Source organism: Mesorhizobium sp. WSM2561, assembly GCF_000513915.1.
Taxonomy (GTDB): Bacteria; Pseudomonadota; Alphaproteobacteria; order Rhizobiales; family Rhizobiaceae; genus Mesorhizobium; species Mesorhizobium muleiense.
Genome location: NZ_KI911324.1, coordinates 173,432 through 196,754 on the forward strand (window position 1 = coordinate 173,432; position 23,323 = coordinate 196,754).

23 protein-coding genes are annotated in these 23,323 nt (G+C 62.6%); 14 read left to right on the forward strand and 9 right to left on the reverse strand.

The window, feature by feature from the left end; translation table 11 throughout:
- Positions 1-33 precede the first annotated feature (33 nt).
- Complete coding sequence (gene phaC, locus M727_RS0134190) at positions 34-1,869, reverse strand: class I poly(R)-hydroxyalkanoic acid synthase (RefSeq protein WP_027156254.1); 1,836 nt, start codon at positions 1,867-1,869, stop codon at positions 34-36.
- A gap of 172 nt (positions 1,870-2,041) precedes the next feature.
- Between phaC and M727_RS0134195 the strand changes: the two genes are divergently transcribed.
- From M727_RS0134195 to recJ, 5 genes are all read left to right on the forward strand, one after another.
- Positions 2,042-2,359, forward strand: a complete 318-nt coding sequence (locus tag M727_RS0134195; RefSeq protein WP_306454973.1) for a hypothetical protein — start codon at positions 2,042-2,044, stop codon at positions 2,357-2,359.
- A gap of 79 nt (positions 2,360-2,438) precedes the next feature.
- On the forward strand, positions 2,439-3,656 hold the full coding sequence (locus M727_RS0134200) for an LL-diaminopimelate aminotransferase (RefSeq protein ID WP_027156255.1): 1,218 nt from the start codon (positions 2,439-2,441) through the stop codon (positions 3,654-3,656).
- Positions 3,657-3,703: 47 nt separating this feature from the next.
- Positions 3,704-5,017, forward strand: coding sequence for a homoserine dehydrogenase (locus tag M727_RS0134205; RefSeq protein WP_027156256.1), 1,314 nt, complete (start codon positions 3,704-3,706; stop codon positions 5,015-5,017).
- Positions 5,018-5,157: 140 nt separating this feature from the next.
- Complete coding sequence (gene glpX / locus M727_RS0134210) at positions 5,158-6,141, forward strand: class II fructose-bisphosphatase (RefSeq protein ID WP_027156257.1); 984 nt, start codon at positions 5,158-5,160, stop codon at positions 6,139-6,141.
- Positions 6,142-6,202: 61 nt separating this feature from the next.
- A complete protein-coding gene (gene recJ / locus M727_RS0134215) occupies positions 6,203-7,987 on the forward strand; it encodes a single-stranded-DNA-specific exonuclease RecJ (RefSeq protein ID WP_027156258.1) in 1,785 nt (594 codons plus the stop codon).
- A 34-nt stretch (positions 7,988-8,021) separates the two neighbouring features.
- On the opposite strand, the gene M727_RS0134220 is transcribed toward recJ, so the two are convergent.
- The 3 genes from M727_RS0134220 to folE all read right to left on the reverse strand — a co-directional run bounded on the left by M727_RS0134220 (position 8,022) and on the right by folE (position 10,319).
- The gene (locus M727_RS0134220; RefSeq protein WP_027156259.1) at positions 8,022-8,990 is read right to left on the reverse strand and encodes a patatin family protein; all 969 of its coding nucleotides are present in this window, start codon (positions 8,988-8,990) and stop codon (positions 8,022-8,024) included.
- An 84-nt stretch (positions 8,991-9,074) separates the two neighbouring features.
- Complete coding sequence (hisI, locus tag M727_RS0134225) at positions 9,075-9,545, reverse strand: phosphoribosyl-AMP cyclohydrolase (RefSeq protein ID WP_027156260.1); 471 nt, start codon at positions 9,543-9,545, stop codon at positions 9,075-9,077.
- 138 nt (positions 9,546-9,683) lie between these two features.
- Entirely contained in the window at positions 9,684-10,319 is a 636-nt protein-coding gene (gene folE, locus M727_RS0134230; protein ID WP_027156261.1) for a GTP cyclohydrolase I FolE, read from the reverse strand.
- Between the two features lie 240 nt (positions 10,320-10,559).
- On the opposite strand from folE, the gene M727_RS0134235 reads away from it, so the two are divergent.
- The 5 genes from M727_RS0134235 (at position 10,560) to M727_RS0134255 (ending at position 15,531) form a co-directional block, all read left to right on the forward strand.
- Positions 10,560-11,006, forward strand: coding sequence for an iron-sulfur cluster assembly scaffold protein (locus M727_RS0134235; RefSeq protein ID WP_027156262.1), 447 nt, complete (start codon positions 10,560-10,562; stop codon positions 11,004-11,006).
- Between the two features lie 7 nt (positions 11,007-11,013).
- A complete protein-coding gene (yidD, locus tag M727_RS0134240; RefSeq protein ID WP_027156263.1) occupies positions 11,014-11,391 on the forward strand; it encodes a membrane protein insertion efficiency factor YidD in 378 nt (125 codons plus the stop codon).
- Between the two features lie 124 nt (positions 11,392-11,515).
- Positions 11,516-12,340, forward strand: a complete 825-nt coding sequence (gene blaOXA, locus M727_RS0134245; protein ID WP_027156264.1) for a class D beta-lactamase — start codon at positions 11,516-11,518, stop codon at positions 12,338-12,340.
- A 166-nt stretch (positions 12,341-12,506) separates the two neighbouring features.
- Positions 12,507-14,483 carry a threonine--tRNA ligase gene (thrS, locus tag M727_RS0134250; RefSeq protein ID WP_027156265.1) on the forward strand — a complete coding sequence of 659 codons (1,977 nt, stop codon included), beginning with the start codon at positions 12,507-12,509 and terminating at the stop codon, positions 14,481-14,483.
- Between the two features lie 115 nt (positions 14,484-14,598).
- The gene (locus tag M727_RS0134255; RefSeq protein ID WP_027156266.1) at positions 14,599-15,531 is read left to right on the forward strand and encodes a lysophospholipid acyltransferase family protein; all 933 of its coding nucleotides are present in this window, start codon (positions 14,599-14,601) and stop codon (positions 15,529-15,531) included.
- A 49-nt stretch (positions 15,532-15,580) separates the two neighbouring features.
- Here M727_RS0134255 and M727_RS0134260 read toward each other — a convergent pair whose 3' ends face one another.
- Positions 15,581-16,546, reverse strand: coding sequence for a hypothetical protein (locus M727_RS0134260; protein WP_027156267.1), 966 nt, complete (start codon positions 16,544-16,546; stop codon positions 15,581-15,583).
- Positions 16,547-16,703: 157 nt separating this feature from the next.
- Between M727_RS0134260 and M727_RS0134265 the strand changes: the two genes are divergently transcribed.
- Positions 16,704-17,288 carry a nitroreductase gene (locus M727_RS0134265; protein WP_027156268.1) on the forward strand — a complete coding sequence of 195 codons (585 nt, stop codon included), beginning with the start codon at positions 16,704-16,706 and terminating at the stop codon, positions 17,286-17,288.
- Complete coding sequence (locus tag M727_RS0134270; RefSeq protein WP_027156269.1) at positions 17,289-17,897, forward strand: flavin reductase family protein; 609 nt, start codon at positions 17,289-17,291, stop codon at positions 17,895-17,897.
- A gap of 12 nt (positions 17,898-17,909) precedes the next feature.
- On the opposite strand, the gene M727_RS0134275 is transcribed toward M727_RS0134270, so the two are convergent.
- Positions 17,910-18,791 carry a CoA ester lyase gene (locus M727_RS0134275; RefSeq protein WP_027156270.1) on the reverse strand — a complete coding sequence of 294 codons (882 nt, stop codon included), beginning with the start codon at positions 18,789-18,791 and terminating at the stop codon, positions 17,910-17,912.
- Positions 18,792-18,794: 3 nt separating this feature from the next.
- Entirely contained in the window at positions 18,795-19,244 is a 450-nt protein-coding gene (locus tag M727_RS0134280) for a MaoC family dehydratase (RefSeq protein WP_027156271.1), read from the reverse strand.
- 260 nt (positions 19,245-19,504) lie between these two features.
- On the opposite strand from M727_RS0134280, the gene M727_RS0134285 reads away from it, so the two are divergent.
- Positions 19,505-20,626 (forward strand): DUF2336 domain-containing protein, encoded by a 1,122-nt coding sequence (locus M727_RS0134285; RefSeq protein ID WP_027156272.1) that lies wholly within the window; start codon positions 19,505-19,507, stop codon positions 20,624-20,626.
- Positions 20,627-20,705: 79 nt separating this feature from the next.
- Here M727_RS0134285 and dapB read toward each other — a convergent pair whose 3' ends face one another.
- Both dapB and M727_RS38895 read right to left on the reverse strand, forming a co-directional pair.
- Entirely contained in the window at positions 20,706-21,488 is a 783-nt protein-coding gene (dapB, locus tag M727_RS0134290; RefSeq protein WP_027156273.1) for a 4-hydroxy-tetrahydrodipicolinate reductase, read from the reverse strand.
- Positions 21,489-21,627: 139 nt separating this feature from the next.
- A complete protein-coding gene (locus M727_RS38895) occupies positions 21,628-22,509 on the reverse strand; it encodes a dienelactone hydrolase family protein (RefSeq protein WP_051505871.1) in 882 nt (293 codons plus the stop codon).
- 223 nt (positions 22,510-22,732) lie between these two features.
- Between M727_RS38895 and M727_RS38900 the strand changes: the two genes are divergently transcribed.
- Entirely contained in the window at positions 22,733-23,020 is a 288-nt protein-coding gene (locus tag M727_RS38900) for a nucleotidyltransferase domain-containing protein (protein WP_236374413.1), read from the forward strand.
- Positions 23,021-23,323: the final 303 nt, after the last annotated feature.

The following is a 23,323-nucleotide window of genomic DNA, read 5'->3' on the forward strand; positions in this document are numbered from 1 at the left end:
CCGGCGCGTCAACTCACCACACATTACAGAAGGTTACACACGCACCTTGACATAGGTGCCTGGCGCATCGCCCAGGGTTTTCATGTGCTTGCCGGGTTTGCGGGCCGGCACGCGGGTGTCGTCCTTGGCCTCGATCCAGCGTTGCCAGTGCGACCACCAGGAGCCGGGATGGTTGGTGGCCTTGGCGAGCCACTCGTTGAAGTCGCCGGTTGGCTTGCCGCCGGTCCAGAAGTGATATTTCTGCGCCGCCGGCGGATTGACGACGCCGGCGATGTGGCCGGAGCCGGCCAGGACGTAGTCGACCTCGCCGCCGAAATATTTCGAACCGAGGAACACCGAAAGCGCCGGCGCGATATGGTCTTCCTTGGAGGCGAGGTTGTAGACCGGGATGGTGACATCCTTCAGCGATACGACGTGGCCCGCCAGTTCCATCTCGCCTTGCGAAAGTCTGTTCTCGAGATAGCAATTGCGCAGGTAGAAGGAATGGTTGGCTGCGGCCATGCGGGTCGAATCGGCGTTCCAGTAGAGCAGGTCGAAGGGCAGGGGATCCTTGCCGCGCATGTAGTTGTTGACGACATAGGGCCAGATCAGGTCGCCCGAGCGCAGCATGTTGAAGGCGGTCGCCATCTTGGTGCCGTCGAGATAGCCTTTCTCGTTCATCGCCTTTTCGACGGCCGCGACCTGCTCCTCGTCGACGAACACTTTCAGGTCGCCTGCATGGGTGAAATCGACCTGCGTGGTGAAGAAGGTGGCCGATTTGATGCGGTGGTCGCCCTCCTGCGCCAAAAGCGCCAGGGCGGCTGCCAGCAACGTGCCGCCGACGCAATAGCCGACGGCGTTGACGTCCTGTTCGCCGGTGGCCTTTTCGATCGTGTCCAGGCCGTATTGCAGGCCCTCTCTGATATAGGCCTCCCAGCTCTTGGTGCCGTGCCGCTCGTCCGGGTTGATCCAGGAGATGACGAAGACGGTGTGGCCCTGCTCGACGGCCCAGCGGATGAAGGATTTTTGCGGGTTGAGATCGAGAATGTAGAATTTGTTGATCCATGGCGGGCAGATCAGCAGCGGCCGCTTGAGCACGGTTTCGGTCGCCGGATCATATTGCAGGATCTCGGCGACGTCGCTGCGGCCCACCACCTTGCCGGGTGTCGTGGCCAGGTTCTTGCCGATCTCGAAGGACGAATAGTCGGCCTGCCTCAGTTTCAGGTCGCCCTTGCCGGCGGCGATGTCCTCGGCCAGCATCTTCATGCCGCGCACCAGGTTTTCGCCATTCGAGGCGATGGTCTCGCGAAACAGTTCCGGGTTGGTCAGGATGAAATTCGACGGCGAAATGGCGTTGGACACCTGCTTGACGTAGAAACCGGCCTTGTGGCGGGTGTGCTCGTCCAGGCCATCGGCGTGTTCGACCAGGTCGTTCGCCCAGCGCGAGGTGACGAGATAGGCCTGCTTGAGGAAATCGAAGAAAGCGTTGCGGCCCCATTCCGGGTCCTGGAAACGCTTGTCGCCGGGCTCGGGCTTGAACGCGCCTTCGGTGTCTTCGCCGCCGTCGCTGAGGCGCTGGATGGAGTTGGCCCAGACGGTCATGTAGCCGGAGAACAGCCGCGTTTGCGCCTCCAGCGCGCGCTGCGGATCGGAAAGCCAGTATTCGCTGAGTTTGGAGAAGGTTTTCACCATATCGACGACCGGCTCGGCGACATGGTCGCGCACGTCGCCTTTCTCGCGCGGCTCGGCCCATGCGGAAGCCGCCTTGCCGGCCTGCTCGATCATGCGGGCCATGTTCAAGGCGAAGCGCTCCGGATCCTTGACCAGATATTGCTCGACGGTCGAAGGCCGGTCATCTTCCGCTTTGCCCGAATCGGGTGTTTTGGACATGGTTCGCGGGGTTCCTCCCGAAGCGTTTTCTTGACATAGTATCATGGCACATCCAACAGGGTCCAACGCGCTCTATCTTGGCTGCCAGGGAAACAATATGACGACTGATACTGGCAAGACTGTTTTTTCTGGCACTGGTCGTTTTTGTCGCACAGGCGCGGCGGTCGTCTTTTTGGCGATCGCCGGCTGTTCGAGTACCAACATCGAGGGCGCCACGCCTGTCGCGGCTACCGACGGGCCGAAGAACACCGGCACCTATCCGAACCTGAATATCCCGCCGCAGGCGGCGGCGGAGCAATTCACCGAGGCGGAAAAGAACGCCAAGCTCGCCCAGTTGAAGGCCGAGGCACAGGCGCAGGGCTCAAAGGGCGGCGCGGTCAAGGTCGCGAACCCGGCGGCGCTGAACACATTGGCGAAGCAGCACGGCGCCGATGCGCTGAAGCAGATCGAAGCCAAATGCGATCCCGCCCTCGACCCTACCTGCAAATAGGATTATATCGCGCGACCGACAATCACCTTTGCCAAAACCACTTTGACCGTCTGGAATTGAACCCACCACTGGAAACGACATGGAAGAATTTCACAAGGTCCGCCGGCTTCCGCCCTACGTCTTCGAGCAGGTCAACCGGCTGAAGGCCAGTGCCCGATCGCGCGGCGCCGACATCATCGACCTTGGCATGGGCAATCCGGACCTGCCGACGCCCAAGGCCATCGTCGACAAATTGTGCGAGGTCGTGCGCGACCCGCGCACGCACCGCTATTCATCGTCGCGCGGCATTCCGGGCCTGCGCCGCGCCCAGGCCAATTACTATGCGCGCCGTTTCGGCGTGAAACTCGACCCGGACACGCAAGTGGTGGCGACGCTGGGCTCGAAGGAGGGCTTCGCCAATATGGCGCAGGCGATCACCGCGCCCGGCGACGTGATCCTGTGCCCAAACCCGACCTATCCGATCCACGCTTTCGGCTTCATCATGTCTGGCGGCGTCATCCGCTCGTTGCAGGTGGAACCGGACGACGGCTTCATTCCGGCGCTGGAGCGCGGCATCCGCCATTCGATCCCGAAGCCGCTGGCGTTGATCCTCAATTATCCGTCGAACCCGACGGCGCAGGTCGCCTCGCTCGATTTCTACAAGGAGGTGGTGGCCTTCGCCAAGAAGAACGACATCATCATCCTGTCTGACCTTGCCTATTCGGAAATCTATTTCGACGGCAATCCGCCGCCCTCGGTGCTGCAGGTGCAGGGCGCGATCGACGTGGCGGTCGAGTTCACCTCGATGTCGAAGACCTTTTCGATGCCCGGCTGGCGCATGGGTTTTGCCGTCGGCAACGAGCGGCTGATCTCGGCGCTGACCCGGGTGAAATCCTATCTCGACTACGGCGCCTTCACGCCGATCCAGGTGGCGGCGGCGCATGCGCTCAACGGCGACGGCGCCGATATCGCCGAAGTGCGCGACATCTACCACAAGCGCCGCGACGTCATGGTCGACGCCTTCAGCCGCGCCGGCTGGGCCGTTCCGGCGCCGGCGGCGTCGATGTTCGCCTGGGCGCCGATCCCGGAGCCGTTCAAGCATCTCGGCTCGCTTGAATTCTCCAAGCTTCTGATCGAGCACGCCGACGTGGCGGTGGCGCCGGGCGTCGGCTTCGGCGAGCATGGCGACGACCATGTGCGCATCGCGCTGGTCGAGAACGAGCACCGGATCCGGCAGGCGGCGCGCAACATCAAGCGCTTCCTGGCGTCCAGCGCCAAACAGCCCAACAATGTGGTGCCGCTCGCCGCGCATCGTTGAGTTGCCCGATACCACATCGACCAAATCCTTGAGGGGCGTCGCCGGACATGGCTGAAGCGTTGCGTGTTGGAATCGCCGGTCTCGGCACCGTCGGCGCGTCGGTGGCGCGCGTGCTGCGCGACAAGGCGGCGGAACTGACGCGGCAATGCGGCCGCGAGATCGTCGTGTCAGCCGTTTCGGCCCGCGATCGCAAACGCGACCGCGGCGTCGATCTCGACGCGGTCAAGTGGTTCGACGATCCGGTAGGAATGGCGCAGACCGGCGATATCGATGTCTTCGTCGAACTGATCGGCGGCGACGAGGGGCCGTCGCGATCATCCGTGAAAGCGGCGCTTGAAGCCGGCCGCCACGTCGTCACCGCCAACAAGGCGCTGCTCGCCAAGCATGGCGTTGCGCTGGCCGAGATCGCCGAGAGGAAGGGCGTTCTGCTTAATTACGAGGCGGCGGTGGCGGGCGGCATTCCGGTCATAAAGACGATGCGCGAGGCGATGGCCGGCAATTCGGTGACCCGTGTCTTCGGCATCCTCAACGGCACCTGCAACTACATCCTGACCCGCATGGAAGCCGAGGGCCTGTCGTTCGACGACTGTCTGAAAGATGCGCAGCGGCTGGGCTATGCCGAGGCCGACCCGACCTTCGACATCGAGGGCCACGACACCGCGCACAAGCTGTCGATCCTGACCAGCCTTGCCTTCGGCACGAGGATTGCCGCCAACGACATCTATATGGAAGGCATTTCCAACATCAGCCAGGCCGACATCCGCGCGGCCGGCGACCTCGGCTACCGGATAAAGCTGCTCGGCGTCGCCCAGCGCACGGAAAGCGGTATCGAACAGCGCGTGCACCCGACCATGGTGCCGACGGCCTCGGTCATCGCGCAGGTGCACGGCGTCACAAATGCGGTGGCCATCGAAACCGATATCCTTGGCGAGCTTTTGCTCTCCGGTCCCGGTGCCGGCGGCAACGCCACCGCATCGGCGGTGGTCGGCGACATTGCCGACATCGCCAAGAGCCGGCCCGGCTTCCAGCACGGTCCGGTCTTCGGCCTGCCGGCGAAGGAATTGCGGCCCTACAAGAAGGCGCAGATGCGCAGCCATGCGGGCGGCTATTTCATCCGGCTGACCGTGCATGACCGCATCGGCGTCTTTGCCGCCATCGCCAAGCGCATGGCCGACAACGACATTTCGCTGGAATCGATCGTGCAGCACGCCGCCGGGCCGGATACCGCCTTGCAGAAGACGGTGATCCTCGTCACCCACGAGACGACGGAAGCGGCGGTCCGCAAGGCTGTCGACGGCATCACCAGGGACGATCATCTGACCGACAAGCCGCAGGTCATCCGCATCGAGCGGGCGGAATAGGTGTATCTCTTTTCTCCTTCATCGATTGATATCGTTGTGTTTTCAAAAAAGACCCGCTGAGGTCTTGCTGTTGTCATGGAGCTTTGACACAACCGGCGCGCCTCTGGCGGGAGGCATGTGCCAACGAGGATTGTCCACCGATGAACGTTGCCCAGAACATCGTCGCCGGCCTTGACCGGATACTCACCATGGAACTGGTGCGTGTGACCGAACGCGCCGCCGTTGCGGCAGCCAGATTGCGCGGACGCGGCGACGAAAAGGCCGCCGACCAGGTCGCGGTCGACGCGATGCGCGAAGAGCTCAACCGCCTCGCCATCAACGGCACGGTGGTGATCGGCGAAGGCGAGCGCGACGAGGCGCCGATGCTCTATATCGGCGAAGAGGTCGGTTCCGGCAAAGGCCCGGCGGTCGATATTGCGCTCGATCCGCTCGAAGGTACGACGATCTGCGCCAAGAACCTGCCCAATGCGCTGGCGGTCATCGCCATTGCGGAAAAGGGCAGCCTGCTGTTCGCGCCCGACGTCTATATGGACAAGATCGCCATTGGCCCGGGTTATGCGGATGGCGTTATCGACATCGATGCCGCGCCGGCCGAAAACATCGCCAGCCTGGCCAGGGCCAAGGGCGTGGCGGTGTCGGAGATCACCGCCTGCATCCTCGACCGGCCGCGCCATGGCGCGCTGATCGAGGCGGTGCGCGCCACGGGCGCTGCGATCCGGCTGATCGGCGATGGTGACGTCGCCGGCGTCATCCACACCACCGATCCGGACGAAACCGGCATCGACATCTATCTCGGCACCGGCGGCGCGCCGGAGGGTGTGCTGGCGGCGGCAGCGTTGCGCTGCATCGGCGGCCAGATGCAGGGGAGGCTGATCCTCGACACGCCGCAAAAGCTGGCACGCGCGGCGAAGATGGGCATCCTCGATCCGAACCGGGTCTACCGCGCGCAAGACATGGCGCGCGGCGACGTGCTGTTTGCAGCAACCGGCGTGACCGACGGCAACATGCTGGCCGGTGTCAAGTTCGGCCGCAATTTTATCACCACGCATACGATCGTGCTGCGCTCTTCGTCGCGCACCGTGCGCGAGATCAAGGCGAGGCACCAGGATCTGGAAAAGTTTTGATACCCGACTCGGCTGGCCGTCGCATATTGTGAGCAATGACAATCCGCAGACGGCGCGTCGCATGACGGGCGAAAACCGTATCTTCCTCGATGTCAGGCAGTCGGCATCAGGTGTTTCCTGGGAACACCGGTTGACCGAGCGGCAGGACATGACCGCGCTTGCCATAGCGCAAGGCTATGGCGTGCCGGACATCGTTGCGCGCGTGCTTGCCGGGCGCGGCGTGACCGCCGAGCATACCGAGCGGTTCCTTGATCCGACCATCCGCGATCTTTTGCCCGACCCGGCGTCGCTGACCGACATGGACAAGGCCGCCGCCCGCATCGCCGGGGCAATCATTGCCAGGGAAAAGGTGGCGATCTTCGGCGACTACGATGTCGACGGCGCGGCCTCGTCGGCGCTGCTCAAGCGGTTCCTCACGCATTTCTCGGTGCCTGCGGAGATCTACATACCGGACCGTATCTTCGAAGGGTACGGCCCCAATCCGGAAGCGATGCGCGAACTCGTCTCGCGCGGCGCGACGCTGATCGTCACCGTCGATTGCGGCACCAACAGCGCCGTATCCGTCGACGCGGCGAACGCTGCCGGCGCCGATGTGGTGGTGCTCGACCACCACCAGCTCGGCGGTCCGCTGCCGGCAGCGGTTGCGGTCGTCAATCCCAATCGCGAGGACGACCTTTCGGGGCAGGGCCATCTTTGTGCCGCCGGCGTCGTCTTCCTGGCGCTGGTGCAAACGGCGAAGATCCTGCGCGGCCGGTTGCCGGATGCCGCACCGCCGGACCTGCTCGGCTTGCTCGACCTCGTTGCCCTGGCCACCGTTTGCGACGTGGTGCCGCTGACCGGCGTCAACCGCGCCTTCGTGGTCAAGGGACTGCAGATCGCACGCCAGCAGAGGAACGAAGGATTGGCGGCATTGGCGCGGGTCTCGCGCATCGGCGAGCCGGTCAGCACCTTTCATCTGGCCTATCTGATCGGCCCGCGCATCAATGCCGGTGGGCGCATCGGCGACGCAGCACTCGGCAGCCGCCTGCTCGCCACCGACGATCCCGTCGAGGCCCGCACCATCGCCGAGACGCTGGACCGACTCAATCAGGAGCGGCAGCAGATGGAACTGGAAATGCTGGCCGCGGCACGGGTCGAGGCCGATGCCGAGCTTGCCGGCGGCAACGGGCCAGCCATCGTCGTCACCGCCAGCCCCAACTGGCATCCCGGCATCGTCGGCCTGCTGGCCTCGCGGCTCAAGGACCATGCGCGCCGACCGGCTTTCGCCATCGCCTTCAACGCCAATGGCGTCGGCACCGGGTCGGGCCGTTCGGTGTCGGGCTTCGATCTTGGCCGGCTGGTGCGCGAAGCGGCCATTGCCGGGCTGATCGTCAAGGGCGGCGGCCATGGCATGGCGGCCGGCATCACGGTGGAGCGGGCGAAACTTGGCGCGCTCAGGGCCTTCTTCGAGGAACGAGCGGCGGCCGAGGTGTTCCGGCTGCAAGGCGAGGAAAGCCTGGCGATCGACGGTGCGCTGGCCGCCGAAGGCGCAACGCTTGGCCTGCTCGATGCACTGGAGAAAGCCGGCCCGTTCGGCGCCGGGCATGTCGCACCGGTCTTCGCGCTGCCGCGCCATCGCCTTGCCGAGGCGAGGCCGGTCGGCACCAATCACATCCGCGCCGAGTTGCAGTCGGAAAGCGGCGGCCGCATCCAGGCGATCGCGTTTCGCGCCGTCGATACGGCGCTCGGCGAATTCCTGTTCAAGAACAGGGGCAAGCCGGTGCATGTCGCCGGTTCGCTGTCGGGCAATCACTGGAACGGCAACCGCACGGTGCAGTTCCGCATCGTCGATGCCGCGCGCGCCTGAGAATCGCTTCCCGATTCTGCCGAGCGGATCGCGTTTAAGCCAGAACCGCCTGCAGCCGGGCCAACTCGTCGATCTGCGCCATCGTCACCTGATAGCCGATGCGGATCGCCTCGTCGGCGCGATGGAATTCGGTCAGGCCGATATGGCTGAGTTTTGGCTGCAGCGACAGGTCAGGCGGGTCGCCGGCAAGACGCGCCCGCGAAATGCGATCCTGGATGATGTTGAAGGCTTCGACCATAACGCCGGTGATGCCGAGCCGTGTCTGGTACTGGTGCCCTGTGTCGATCAGGCCGGGCCTTGGCGCGTCCTTCTCGACGACCAGTTCGCCGGCGCTGTGCTTGATGACGGCGGCGCGGCCGAACAGATCGTAGTGAAGGTTCACCGCGACCACGAGCGGCTGCTCGTAGGCGCGGCAGACCGAGACCGGGACCGGATTGACCAGCGCCCCGTCGACCAGCACGCGACCGTTGCAGCTGACCGGTTCGAATACGCCGGGCAGGGCGTAGGAGGCGCGCATGGCGGTGATCAGCGAGCCGCCCGACAGCCAGATTTCATGGCCGGTGCGGATCTCCGTGGTGACGCAGACGAAAGGTTTTGGCAGCTCCTCGAAACGGATGCCGGCCATGTGCTCGCGCAGCCGTGCATCGAGCTTCATGCCGCCGAACAGTCCGCTGCCGCGCAGGTTGAGATCGAGAAGACCAAAAATGCGCCGCTTGGTCAGGCTTCTGGCGAATTCTTCCAGCTCATCCAGCTTGCCGGCAAGGTAACAGCCGCCGACCAGCGCGCCGATGGAAGTGCCGGCGATCATCGACACTTCGATGCCGGCTTCGTCGAGCGCGCGCAGCACGCCGATATGGGCCCAGCCACGCGCGCAGCCGCCGCCCAGCGCCAGCGAAATGCCTGTTTTCCTGGCGGGGCTCTTTTCGGATGCACCGGCGGACGATGACAGGCCATTGGCCTCCCGAACGTCTGGTCTGTTATGCAATGACGCCCATTCGAGCATCACAATCTCCCTTGTCCCGCGGCTAGCGTATCGGCGGGCCGTATCGAAATCATGAATATACGTCATTGCAGTTCGGCGAATGGTTCAAATAGATGGTTCATGAGGCTTTCGATACGTTTCTTGCGTATCGAACAGCGGCTTGCTGCCATCGTTGGCAAGCGTCCCCTTGCCGTCGATCAGTCCCACCGTCCGATAAAAGCAGGAACGCCGGCCGGTGTGGCAGGTTGCGTCGTGGCCCATCACTTTGACGCGCAGCCATATTGCGTCCTGGTCACAATCCGTGAGCATCTCGACGATTTTCTGGACATTCCCGGAGGTTTCGCCCTTCTTCCACAGAGCGCTGCGCGAGCGCGACCAGTAGTGGGCGATGCCGGTTTCCAGCGTCAGCGCCAGCGCTTCGGCGTTCATATGCGCGACCATCAGCAGCATGCCGTCTTCGGCATCGGTGACGACGACGGTGACCAGGCCGCCGGCATCGAAGCGCGGCGAAAAGACCGTGCTTTCTTCCAGTGTTTTCTTGTCTGATGGAGCTTTCGGAAATTCCACTGCCGACATCGCCGGTCCTTGTTCAGAGCCTCGCCCAGTCCGAAAGGATCGGAATGGGCGAGGCTCTGTCTTGTTGTTTGGCCATGATCTGATCCGAGAACCGGTTCTCATTTCTCGCGACCACGGCTGGCGGCCGGCGAGGCTCGTTCAGCCCCTGCCGCCGCGCACCATGGTGACGAAACGGACCTGTTCCTCGGGCGTGTCCTTGAAGACGCCGGTGAAGGTCGAGGTCAGCGTCGTCGAGCCTTCCTTGCGGATGCCGCGCATCGCCATGCACATATGCTCGGCTTCGAGCATGACGGCGACGCCGCGCGGATTGAGCACATCCTGGATGACGCCGGCAATCTGTGCGGTCATCGCTTCCTGGGTCTGCAGGCGCTGGGCAAAGATATCGACGACGCGGGCGATCTTCGACAGGCCGACGACCTTGCCGTCCGGCAGATAGCCGACATGCGCCTTGCCGATGATCGGCACCATGTGGTGCTCGCAATGCGAATGGAACGTTATATCCTTGACGAGGACAAGGTCGTCATAGCCGGCGACTTCCTCGAAGGTGCGGCCGAGCTCTTCGGCCGGACACTTGTCGTAGCCGCCGAACATTTCGCGATAGGCCTTCACCACACGCTTTGGCGTATCGACCAGGCCCTCCCGGTCCGGATTGTCGCCGGTCCAGCGCAACAGCGTGCGAACAGCGGCCTCGGCTTCGGCTTCGGTCGGCCGATCGGTGACCGGCTTTTCCATATAGGCGGACGAGGGCATGAATTTCTTGATGACGGCATCCATAAAGGCGTCTCCCGTAGTTCCCCTCTCAGGAGGAACGAGTTGAACGGACCACGACCTTTCGGGTGTTAGAAACGTGCCCTGTTTCCAGCCCGTAAGCGGCGTGAAGTGATTTGAGCAGGGACGCGGTCGTTGGTTGCCTTGTCCATACCCGAGTACCAGCATTATATATGATCGTTGCGAGCGAAAGGAAGACCGTCAGCGGCAATCGCTGTTCGCTTGGCGGCGACGGATTGGAAAAATATGATCGACGACGTCTACAATGCGAAAATTCTGGGATTTGCCGGGAATATCGCGCGGATCGGCCGGCTCGACCATCCCGATGCAACCGCGCGCGCGCATTCCAAGCTGTGCGGCTCGACCGTGACCGTCGATCTGAAGATGGATGACGGCGTCGTCACCGATTTCGCCCATGACGTCAAAGCCTGCGCGCTTGGCCAGGCGTCGTCCTCGATCATGGCGCAGCATGTCGTCGGCGCCAGCGCGGATGAATTGCGCAGCCTTCGCGAGACCATGCTGAAGATGCTGAAGGAAAACGGCGCGCCGCCGCAAGGCCGCTTCGCCGACCTCAGATATCTCGAGCCGGTGCGCGACTACAAGGCGCGCCATGCCTCGACCATGCTGACCTTCGATGCGGTGGTCGACGCGATCGGCCAGATCGAGAAGAAGCGCGCCGAACAGGCGGCGTAGCCGTCAAATGGCCACGGATCACACGCATCAGAGGCCGCGATACACGCGCAACTGGCCAGGTCCCTGGCGCAAGACGCCCGGCCGAATTTTGGGCACCTCGCTCGTGCGTTTTTATCAGCTGACGCTGTCCGGCTTTGTCGGCAATTCCTGCCGGCATTTGCCGACCTGCTCCGAATACGCGCACGAAGCGATTGCCCGCCATGGGCTATGGGCCGGCGGCTGGATGGGTTTGTTCCGCGTGCTGCGCTGTGGGCCGGGCGGAACGCATGGCATCGACCGGGTGCCGGAGGTGCTGACCGAGCGCTATGTCTGGTTCATGCCCTGGCGGTACTGGCGGATCGGAAAAAAGCGCAGTGATCCGGAAACCGATGCCGGTGGGGCGTAAGCTCTGCAAACAGAGCAGGATCTTTACGATTTGCTAGGGTTAACCGCACGTTGCCGATTTAAGACAAAATCGAGACAAGACGCCTCGCTAAGCCGCTCCTGCCAGCCCTCAGGAGAGATTCCAAATGCGCCAGATCGACCGCCGTCCATTCGTTTTCGCCTTGGTTCTCTACCTGCTGGGATGGCTTTTTGGTTTTCCGATCGGCGCTCAATCGGCGCCGCTGGAGGAGGTCGAATGCACGCTGATCCTGGATGCTGCAAGCGGTGAAACGCTGTATCGGGAGGGGGTCTGCGACCAGCGCTTCAGTCCCGCCTCGACTTTCAAGGTCCCACTGGCCCTGATCGGCTATGATTCGGGAATCCTGAGCGACGAGCACACGCCAGCCTGGGACTACAAGCCCGAGTTCAAGGCGGTCAAGAGGGACCAGAAAACCGTCGACCCGACGATCTGGGAAAAAGACTCGGTGCTGTGGTTTTCGCAGGAAATCACCCGCCGGCTCGGCAGCGAGCGGTTTGCCGGCTACGTCTCGAAATTCGACTACGGCAATACCGATGTTGCCGGCATTGCCGGCAGGAATGATGGCCTCACCCGGTCCTGGGTGAATTCTTCCTTTGAGATATCGCCGGTCGAACAGGTGAATTTCATGCGCCGGCTGCTGGCCGGCGAACTGCCGGTTTCGGCCAAAGCCCACGCGATGACCAGGGCGATCTTGCCGACCTTCCGATCAGGTGGCTGGACGGTGCAGGGCAAGACCGGGACCACCAGGCTTGGCGAAAGCGCCGACAAGCGCTCGCTCGGCTGGTTTGTCGGCTGGGCGAACAAGGATGCGCGCAGCATCGTCTTTGCCCGCCTGGTAATCGATACGAAACGTTCCGATACGCCGAAGGGTCCTCAGACGCGGACGATATTCCTGAAAGAGCTGCCGAATCTCATCAACAAAAGCAAGTGATCGGCCATTCGCCTTTACGGCACGAAAATCTGCCCATAAAAGACTGCCGCCGGACGCATCCGGCTTTTTACTTTATGCATGTCGTCGGCCAAAAACCGCTGCACACTTTTGGGCGACATGCATTTCACCACCCGCGCTCGTTTGCGGGACTGGATAGGAGAATTGTATGCTGAATTCCGTTTCCCTGACATTTCCCGATGGCTCCGTCCGCGACTACGAAGCGGCGATGACCGGCGCCGGCCTGGCGGAATCGATCTCGAAGTCGCTGGCCAGGAAGGCGGTCGCCTACTCGATCGATGGCGTGGTGCGCGATCTTTCCGACCCGCTCGGCAAGTCCGGCAAGGTCGAGATCATCAGCCGCGAAGACCCGCGCGCGCTGGAGCTCATCCGCCACGACGCAGCGCACGTGCTGGCCGAAGCCGTGCAGGAATTGTGGCCGGGTACGCAGGTGACCATCGGCCCGGTGATCGAGAACGGGTTCTACTATGATTTTGCCCGCAGCGAGCCGTTCACTCCCGACGATTTCCCGGTGATCGAGAAGAAGATGCGCGAGATCATCGCGCGCAACAAGCCGTTCACCAAAGAGGTGTGGTCGCGTGAGAAGGCGAAAAAGATCTTTGCCGACAAGGGCGAGCGCTACAAGCTGGAACTGATCGACGCCATTCCCGAAGATCAGGACCTCAAGATCTATGCGCAAGGCGATTGGTTCGACCTCTGCCGCGGCCCGCATATGGTCTCGACCGGACAGATCGGCAGCGCCTTCAAGCTGATGAAGGTGGCCGGCGCCTATTGGCGCGGCGATTCGAACAACCCGATGCTGACCCGCATCTATGGCACGGCCTGGGCCGATCAGGCGCAGCTCGATGCCTATCAGACCATGCTGGAGGAAGCCGAAAAGCGCGACCACAGGAAGCTTGGCCGCGAGATGGACCTGTTCCATTTCCAGGAGGAGGGGCCGGGCGTCGTCTTTTGGCATGCCAAGGGCTGGAGGCTGTTCCAGAACCTGGTCAACTACATGCGCCGCCGCCTCGACGAGCAGGGTTATCAGGAAGTCAACGCGCCGCAAGTGCTCGACAAGAGCCTGTGGGAGACGTCAGGTCACTGGGGCTGGTACCGGGACAATATGTTCAAGGTGACGGTTGCCGGCGACGACACCGACGACGATCGGATGTTTGCACTGAAGCCGATGAACTGCCCCGGCCACGTCCAGATCTTCAAGCACGGGCTGAAGTCCTACCGCGATCTGCCGGTAAAACTTGCGGAATTCGGCAATGTGCATCGCTATGAGCCGTCCGGCGCGCTGCATGGGCTGATGCGCGTGCGCGGCTTTACCCAGGACGATGCCCACATCTTCTGCACCGAGGAACAACTCGCCGACGAGTGCATCAAGATCAACGACCTGATCCTGTCGACCTATGCCGATTTCGGCTTCGACGAAATCACTGTCAAGCTGGCGACCCGCCCCGAAAAACGGGTCGGCACAGACGCGATGTGGGATCATGCCGAGGGCGTGCTGCAGGACGTGCTCGACAAGATCGCGGCGCGGTCGGGCAACCGGATCAAGACCGGCGTCAATCCGGGCGAGGGCACGTTCTACGGGCCGAAGTTCGAATATGTGCTGAAGGACGCCATCGGCCGCGATTGGCAATGCGGGACCACGCAGGTCGATTTCAACCTGCCGGAACGGTTCGGCGCCTTCTACATCGGCTCGGATTCGGAAAAAAAGCAGCCGGTGATGGTGCATCGCGCCATCTGCGGTTCGATGGAGCGCTTCCTCGGCATCCTGATCGAGAACTATTCCGGCCATTTCCCGCTGTGGTTCGCGCCGCTGCAAGTGATGGTTGCAACGATCACCTCCGATGCCGACGATTACGCGCAAAAGGTCGTCGCGCAGCTGAAGGCGGCCGGACTGTTGGTGGAAGCCGATCTTCGCAACGAGAAGATCAACTACAAGGTCCGCGAGCACAGCCTGGCCAAGGTTCCGGTCATCCTCGTCTGCGGCAAGCGCGAGGCGGAGGAAGAGACGGTCAACATCCGCCGGCTCGGCTCGCGCGACCAGGAGTCGCTTGGCCTTGGCCAGGCAGTGGCAATGCTTGCCGAAGAGGCGGTGACGCCCGACCGCAAGCGCAAACGAGCGGCCTGAGTTCAGCCGGATTGTCGATGAAATGGCGGTGGAGCGATCCACCGCCATTCACATGCACGCCATTCACATGCCCGCCATTTCACACGGTTGTCACGCCGGCCTTGTAACGAGCCTCATGCTCAAGCTGAAGATGCGCGAAAGACCGTTTCCCGAGCTTTCCTATGCCAGCCCGCATCAGCCGGCATTGACGCGCTGGTTCATCCACTCCATCGAAGGCCTGTCCGGCCGCGATCGCTTCGCGGCGCTCTATGACTTTTGGCGCCGCCATGTGGTGCCGACCGGCGAGCGCGTGTTCAGCCGCATGCTGGAGCTGATCGATGTCAGGGTGCGGACCACCGGCCAATGGCCGCCGGAAAAATTGCCCGACACGCCGCTGGTGATCGTCGCCAACCACCCGTTCGGCATCGGCGACGGCATTGCGGTGCTGTCGCTGGCCGAGCAGCTTCAGCGCCCGTTCCGTGTCATGATCCACAAGGATCTGCTCAAGATCCGCGAGATGGAGCCCTATTCGCTGCCGATCGACTTTTCCGAGACCAAGGACGCGCTCAGGAACAACATGGCGGTGCGCCATGAGGCGGTGCGGCTGCTGAACGACGGCGTCATCATCGTCGTCTTCCCCGCGGGCGGCGTCGCCACCGCGCCGAAAGGTTTTGGCAGGGCGCGTGACCTGCCGTGGAAGATGTTTCCGGCCCGTCTCATTAGGGATGCCAAGGCGTCGGTTGTCCCAATGCACTTTTTCGGCCAGAACGGGCGGCTGTTCCACCTGGTCAGCGGACCCATGAACCTGGCCGAGCGTGACGGGTGCGTGGCGAAGTTCGTCGGCAGGGCTTCGCTGACGCTGCGCATTTCGCTGCTCATCCACGAATTCGCGCGGCTGTCCGGCAAATCGATCGACGTGCGCATCGTGCTGGGATGGGACGAACTGGAGCAGGTGCGCGACCGCAAGGCTTTGCTCGAGCGGCTTTACCAGGCTGTCTTCGATCTGGCTCCGGCCGAACCGCGCGGCCGCGGCCAGTTTCCGCCGCGACGCCTGCGCAACGCGGCTTGATCGGCAAATCATACGCTGCTGGACCGGTTCCCGCACAGGGTCGGGACGTCTAGTCCGCGCCTTCCTGAGGATCGATCGCCGAGGCCTCCGTGGCCAAAACCTGGATTTCCTGGTTCTGCCCCGCCACGACCGTAAAATCTTTCTGGTAGATGCGGTCGCGGTTCTTGGCGATGATGGTGTAGTCGCCCTCGGCAAGCACCATCGAAGCAAAGGCGCCGACGGTTTCCTGGATGGGGTCGCCGGATTCGTTGAGCAACGACCAGGAGGTGTCGGCGATCGCCTCTCCGCCCGGCTCGCGCACCAGCTTCATGGTCATCTCCGCCGCACGATGCTCGACGGCCGCTTCGGTCAGCTTGCCGGCCTCGACGCGGATGTCGGAGCGGATGACCGCATTCACCGAGCCATAGGTCGAGACGACATGATAGACGCCCGCGTTCAGCCGCACGACGCTGTTCGGCTCGACGTCGGGTATGATCAGGGCGCGATCGTGATTGGCTTCGGCCTGGCCTTCATAGATCGAAAAGCGCAGTTTCTTCGGCGGTATGCGCACCCCGCCCGACAGCACGGCGTCGAGCTTGAGTCCGCCGGCATCGAGCACGAGGCTTTCGCGCTTGGCGTCTTTGCCGACGGTGATGCGCTTTGTGGCGCCGGCCCGGCCGTAAGAGGCGTGGACCAGATAGCTGCCGGGCTCGAGCTGGAACACCGCGCTGCCGCCATGGGCGGAAGCGACCATCGGCAGCTTGCCGTCGCCGGTGGGGTCAGGCCTGAAGACGCGCCAGACGATGCCGCGCGTGATGTCGGCGCCCTTGTCGGTCAATTGCGCCGACAGCGTGATCGCCCCGCTGCTCCCCGCTGCCAGCGGTGCATCGCTTTTCGGAGGCGCATAGTTCGACATTCCGGGAAGTTTCAGATCACCGAGGCCGTCCGCATCCTGCGCGACGGCAAGCGAAACCGGCACCATCAACAGTGCGGCAGCGAGCCAGATCGGGAAAAGTCGCAATGTCCCCTCAAACATGGCTTGCCTTGAAGCCCAAGGCGGTGGCAATTTCAAGGCTTAAGAGTCCGATCAGATCCTGCTAGAGGGCTCTTTGTGCGGCGCGCCGCGCCGATGCCCGAGCCGCCCGATGCCCCGACGGTGCGCTTCAGCTTAAATTCCAAGGAGAGTTGCGCCCATGGCGTCGCCGATCATCGATTTTCTGCTGACCCGAAATTCCGCGCCCATCCCGGAGTTGAAGGAACCGGCGCCCAGCGACGCTGACATCGCGACGATGATTGCCGCCGCCTCGCGGGTGCCGGACCACGGCCGGCTCGAGCCCTGGCGCTTTATCCTCTACCGGGGCGAGGCGCGCGTCGAGATCGGCAAGAAGCTGGCAGCCCTTGCCGCACAGCGCGAAGGGCCGCTGCCGGAAGGCCGCCATAACCAGGAACTGGCGCGTTTTTCGCGCGCGCCGCTGGTGATCGGCGTGGTGTCGAGCCCGAAGGAAAACCCAAAAATCCCGCAATGGGAGATGTTCCTGTCCGGCGGCATGGCGGCGATGAACCTGATGCTATCAGCCAATGCGCTGGGCTATGGCACCAACATGATCAGCAACTGGTATTCCGACGTGCCGGAGGGCAGGGCGATCCTGGGGCTGGCGCCGCATGAGCGGGTGGTCGGCTTCATCCATATCGGCACCTATCAAGGGCCGGCGCCGGAGCGGCCGCGGCCGGATCCGGCAAAACTCTATGCCGATTATGCAGGGCCATGGGTGGGCTGAATGTTCTACGAGCCGGCAAAGGGGCATGGGCTGCCGCATGATCCGTCCAAGGCGATCGTGGCGCCACGGCCGATCGGCTGGATCTCGACGGTGAACAAGGCCGGCGAGGTCAACCTCGCCCCCTATTCGTTCTTCAATGCTTTTTCGACGCGGCCCTTCATCGTCTGGTTTTCGTCCGAAGGCGAGAAGGACAGCGCCACCTTCGCCGAAGAAACGGGCGAGTTCGTCGCCAATCTCGTCAGCCGCGATCTCGCTGAAAAAATGGTCCGCACCGCAGTCGATGCGCCGCGCGGCGTCACCGAATTCGACTATGCCGATCTCGCCATGGCGCCGTCGCGGCTGGTTGCGCCGCCCCGCGTCGCGGCAGCGCCCGCGGCGCTTGAATGCCGGGTGACGGAGATCCTGCGGCCAAAGGCGCTGGACGGGACACCGACCCGCGCCGTCGTCGTTGCCGGCGAAGTCGTCGGTGTGCATATCGACGATGCCTTCCTGAAAGACGGCATCTTCGATATCGTCAGGGCGGGCAATGTCGGCCGTCTCGGCTATATGGATTATGCCAGCGTCAGCGAGATCTTCTCGCTGCGCCGGCCTCATTGGGGAAAAGACTAGGCTGGGAAAATATTAGGCCGAAATCCCTGCCGCCCTGGCGCGTGCCAGAAGCCGCTCTGCCAGCTTGAGATGCGGCCGGTCGTACATCTTGCCGCCGATGCCGACGACGCCGGGATTTCCAGCCGCCTCGAATGCCTGGACGATCGCCAGGGAGTGTTTCACCGCCTCGGTCGACGGCGTGAAGGCGGCGTTGATGACAGGCACCTGCGCCGGATGGATCGCCATCTTGCCGGTGAAGCCGTCGCGCTCGGCCTCGGCGCATTCCGCCGCGAAGCCGGTCACGTCGCGAAAATCTGGGAAAACCGTGTCGATCGCCGCGACTTCCGCGGCACCGGCGGCGAGGATGGTCATGGTGCGGGCGAAGCGGAACACATCGGTGTAGCGGCCATTCTCGTCGCGGGCCGTGCGCGCACCGATTGCTGCCGAGAGATCTTCCGCACCCCAGGTCACGCCGACAAGCCGCGCACTTGCCTTGGCGTAGCTCGCAGCCGCCAGCACGCCGGCAGCTGTTTCGGTGATGATCGGCAGGATTTTTATCGCACCGTCCGGCACCCCGCTTTCGGCCTCGTGCACCCTGAGCTTGGCCGAGAGCTGCTGGACATCCTGTCCGCTGTTCGACTTCGGCAGCATGATGCCGTCGGGTTTCACTGGCACGAGTGCCGCCAGATCGTCATCCGCCAGGCCGGTCGAGAGATCGTTGATGCGGACATAGATTGCGGAACTGGTTTGATGCCCGTGTTCGGTGATGAAGCGTGCGGCGATATCGCGGGCCAACGTTTTGTTTTGTGGCGCGACCGAATCCTCGAGATCGACGATGACCACGTCGGCGTCGGCGCCAATCGCCTTTTCCAGCTTCTTTTCCGAATCGCCGGGAACGAACAGCAGCGAGCGCATCGATCAGGCCTTCTTCATCATCATCGCCTGCCTCGTGCATTTGGCGACGAGCACGTCGTCCTGGTTGTAGGCGCGGTGCTCGAATTCGACGATGCCGCGGTCCGGCTTCGACCTGGAGTCGCGCACCGACACCACCGTCGTCTCGACGCGGATGGTGTCGCCGTGGAAGACCGGATGCGGAAACACCGTCTCCTTCATGCCGAGATTGGCGACGGTGGTGCCGACGGTGATGTCGTTCACCGAAATACCGATCATCAGGCCCAGCGTGAACAGCGAATTGACCAGCGGCTTGCCCCATTCGCTCTTGGCGGCGAAGTCGAAATCGATGTGCAGCGGCTGCGGGTTCAGCGTCATTACCGAAAACAGCATGTTGTCGCTTTCGGTGACGGTTTTCCGCAGCGTGTGCCGGAAGACGTGGCCGACGACGAACTCTTCCAGATAAAGCCCGGCCATGGTCGATCTCCTCCGCAGCCGCATCGCCCCGAAAATCGGAATCGATTTTTGGAAAGCACGATGCTTCAAAGTGTAGCGTGCTTTGTGCGTCCGAAAGCGCGCAAGTCGCTCTAAGGGTTGATAGGCGCTGCCTACCGCGCTCGCAAGCCAGTTAACAAAGAGGGGCAGTTAACAAAGATGGTGAACCGTTCGTAAACCATTTCTGCCTACGGTCTTCACTGGGGCGGGAACGGACTCGGGCTAGGGGCATAGCGGACGGCATGGTTGTTTCGCACTTCCTGAAATGGATTCATGCGGCAAGGGTCTCTGAGCGCGCCGCGGCAGCAAGCGCATTGGCGCGCGCCTACATCAATGCCGAGCTGTCTTTCGAGGATCGCTGCGCGGCGGAGGCGGCGCTGACGCTGCTGCTCGACGATGCCTCGTCGAAAGTGCGGCTGGCTATGGCAGAGGCGCTGTCGATGAGCCATCACGCGCCGCTGCAGATCATCAGCGCGCTGGCGTCCGATCAGCCGGAAGTCGCCAGCCTGGTGCTGGCACGTTCGCCGCTGCTTACCGATGCCGATCTGATCGACCGGGTTGCCGGCGGTCAGAAGGCGATTCAGAAACTGGTCGCCGATCGTCCGCGCGTCTCCATGGCGGTCGCCGCGGCGATCGCCGAAATCGGCGAGCCGGAAGCCTGCGCCACGCTTCTCGCCAACAGCGGCGCAGACATCGCTTCGCTCAGCTTCCGCCGTATCGCCGAACGCCATGGCCATCTGCCTTCTGTGCGCGAATCGCTGATATCAGATGCGCGCCTGCCCGCCGACTGCCGGCATATGCTGCTGATAAAACTTGGTGAAACGCTAAAAGGTTCGCCGCTGGTGCTGGCGCTGATGGGCCGTGCCAGAACTGAGCGCGTCATGCGCGACGCCTGCGTCAAGGCGTCGATGACGCTGATCGAAGGCACGCGCCAGGAAGAACATGCGGCGCTCATCGAGCATCTGCGCCTGCGCGGCGACCTGACCGCAAGCTTCATCATTCGCACCATTGCGCACGGCAAGGTCGATTTCTTCGGCTCGGCGCTGGTCGCGCTCAGCCAGCAATCTGAACAACGGGTGAGGGCGCTGCTGGCCGGCGGGCACGACGTGGCGCTGCAGGCGCTGCTCCGCAGCGCCGGCCTGGCCGCGGCCACGCACGCCATCATCCTGCGCGCGCTGAAGATCTGGCGCGAGGTCGCCAATGGCAAGCGCCTCGCCGGCGTCCAGGAAGTCAGCTGGCTGATGCTGAAGGAATTGGGCGGGCAGTCCGCCGAAGGCGATCTCGCCGGATTGGTCAAATCGATCCACCTCGATGCGCTGCGCGAAAACGCGCGCGGTCACGCGCTGGCGATCGCTGCTGCTTAGTGGTGAAAATCTGACGGTTGAGATACCCAAATCGAATTGCAGCAATGGGTGAAGAGCAGTCCTTGAGGCAGTTGCAAACTCAGCGGGAGATTGGCGACAACCCGAGAACGTCCTGCATGTCGTATTCGCCGGGTTCATGGTCTGAAACCCAGCGTGCGGCAGTCAACGCACCGCGCGCGAACATGCCGCGATCCAAAGCGGAATGCGACAGTGTCAGAATCTCTTCGTCGGCGGCAAATACCACACTGTGCTCTCCAATGATGCCGCCGCCTCGCAATACGGAAAACCCGATTTCACCAAGCGCTCGCTCGCCAATAATACCATCGCGCCCGCGCCGTTCGACGGGAGCAAGCGGAACGCCTCGACCACTGGCCGCTGCTTCGCCTAGCATCAGCGCCGTTCCAGATGGTGCATCGATCTTCCGGCGATGGTGAGCTTCATGGACCTCGATATCCCAAACTTCAGCTGGGAAAGAGCGCGCGGCGCGCTCAACTAGGCCCACCAGCATGTTCACGCCAAGGGAGAAGTTGCCTGAACGCACGATCGCTATTTTACGTGCCGCCTCGGCGATCCGAGCGAGGTGAGTGTCCTCAAACCCTGTTGCGCCGATCACCATTGCTGGTCGACCCATCGCGGCGCACTTTTCTGCAAGCGCCGCCGATGCTTGGCCGGTCGTGAAATCCACGACGACATCCGCAGCGCGGAGCGCTGCGTCAACATCAATCAATCCGTCGACGACTTTTTCGGGGCGTCCGAAGCCTCCTACGAGCGAAAAGGCAGGTGCTGCGGCCACAGCAGCGAGTAATGCTCTGCCCATGTGGCCCTGCGCGCCAGCGACAGCGATTCTAATAGCAGGCACCAACGTTCTTCCCTTAGCAACATCCAGATTAAAATCGACGGTTTCGATTTTGCACCGTCGCAGAAGTGGCCCATCGCGACAACGTCTAAGGTCCGCAACGGGATGATGGAAAGCGGCCTTGCGGCACAAGTGTCTGTCTGGATCAGTGTCCAAGCGTTTCACTCAGGAAAACGTGTGAATCCTGAAACGAGCGCTTGGCGGCAAGTTCATTGTATTGCAGGAAGTGGCCGAAGGACGAGATGCCCGTTTTCAGGTTCTCGGCGTCGAATGCGTGCGGGGCGTCCGGGTAGACGATGAGTTTGAGGGGGCTCCCTTTGCCGCTGCGTCGCTCCATCATTTTCCGGCAGGCCGACGCCGGGGTCCAATCGTCGCATTCGCCGACTAGGATCAAGGTCGGAACGGCCATCTCACCACTCATCGCCGAACATGAGGGGTAGTAGGCAATCGCAGCTTGGAATTTCTGCTTCATAAGCGCTTCCGCGGCGCCGAGCTGGACGGCCTGCAGCACAGCGATCCCGCCAGCGGAGAACCCCATCAGCGCGACGCGTCGAGAGTCGACGAAGCCGAGCGTCGTGAGGAATTCCAAGGCGCCGTAGGCGTCGTTGACCCGATCGTACAACAGCCGGTCGCAGGTATGCCGGATGCCGCGCGTCGTGAAACTGTCGACGGCCAATACGACATACCCCCAGGACGACAATCTCCTTGACCAGGCCTCTCTTTCTCGGAGGCCAAGGCCGGCACAGCCGTGAAGCAGGACGACAGCCGGGAACGGTCCATCCCCCGCTGGGCGTCCCAGGAATCCTTGTATCGGCACGCCGGGAAAAACCTTTGGTTCTTCGCCTCGCTGCCGCGCCATGCGCGTCTGAAAGGGTGTCGGCTGGGATGTGGCGCTTTTGAACTTCACCAACTGATCGGCATGCGAATGAAAAACTCCAAGACAACCAATGATACCGCACAAGAGTAGTCTGGCTGCCTTTCGAAGGAAGGCTGGTAGGCCAAAGGTCTCGATCCAGCGGGCGCGCATCTCGGCTCCAGTCCCTCAGACTTCTTATCGACCGAGCTTATGCGCTGACCGGCAAGGTCGTCTCGCGTCCTTCTACATGGGTACAAGCGTCAGGTCTTCACCACTAGCTTGGGTTTGGTAGCCGCGATTGCGTTGCGTTGTAGGCGCAAAAAACTGCTACTATTTTAGGGCTATGCACGATTTTGCTTCGAAACGCCTTAAGGTTCCGGCAGAGATCAAGCCGTTGATCGATGAGATCAGGCTTCGGTTGAGCCCCGATTCTATATGGCTGTTCGGCAGCCGAGCGCGGGGCGACAATCGACCTGACAGCGACTGGGATATTCTCGTTGCTTTGCCCGACGACGCCACGCCGGAACTGCTCGATCCGCTCGTCGGTTGGACGATTCAGCATGAAGTCGGAATTCCTGCCACAATCCTCTCAACCACGTCGAGTGAATTGGCGGCAAGCTGGGGTTCGCGGAATACGATCGCGTACGACGTTGCGCGGGACGGGCGCCAACTGGATGTCTGACCCACCGGACCATGGCCAGTGCCCTTCGGTTGGCGAATGGGTGCATCACAGATGCACGCCTTCATGAGAGCACAGTACAAGGGTCACCGAATTCTAGACACCGATGCCGGGGCTTTTGCCCTTGATGCGTGGAACCGGCGCGATCCCACTGACTTCTCCGTCACTATTGATTTCTATGCCGGTCCAGAAGGAGATAACAGCGCCGACGCATTTACAGCGACTGTCTGCTCTCCCAATTGGTTCCTTCGATCTCAGGGCGGTAAGGTATTTGCGGCGGAAAGTGTGATTTTCATGCCGCGTTTC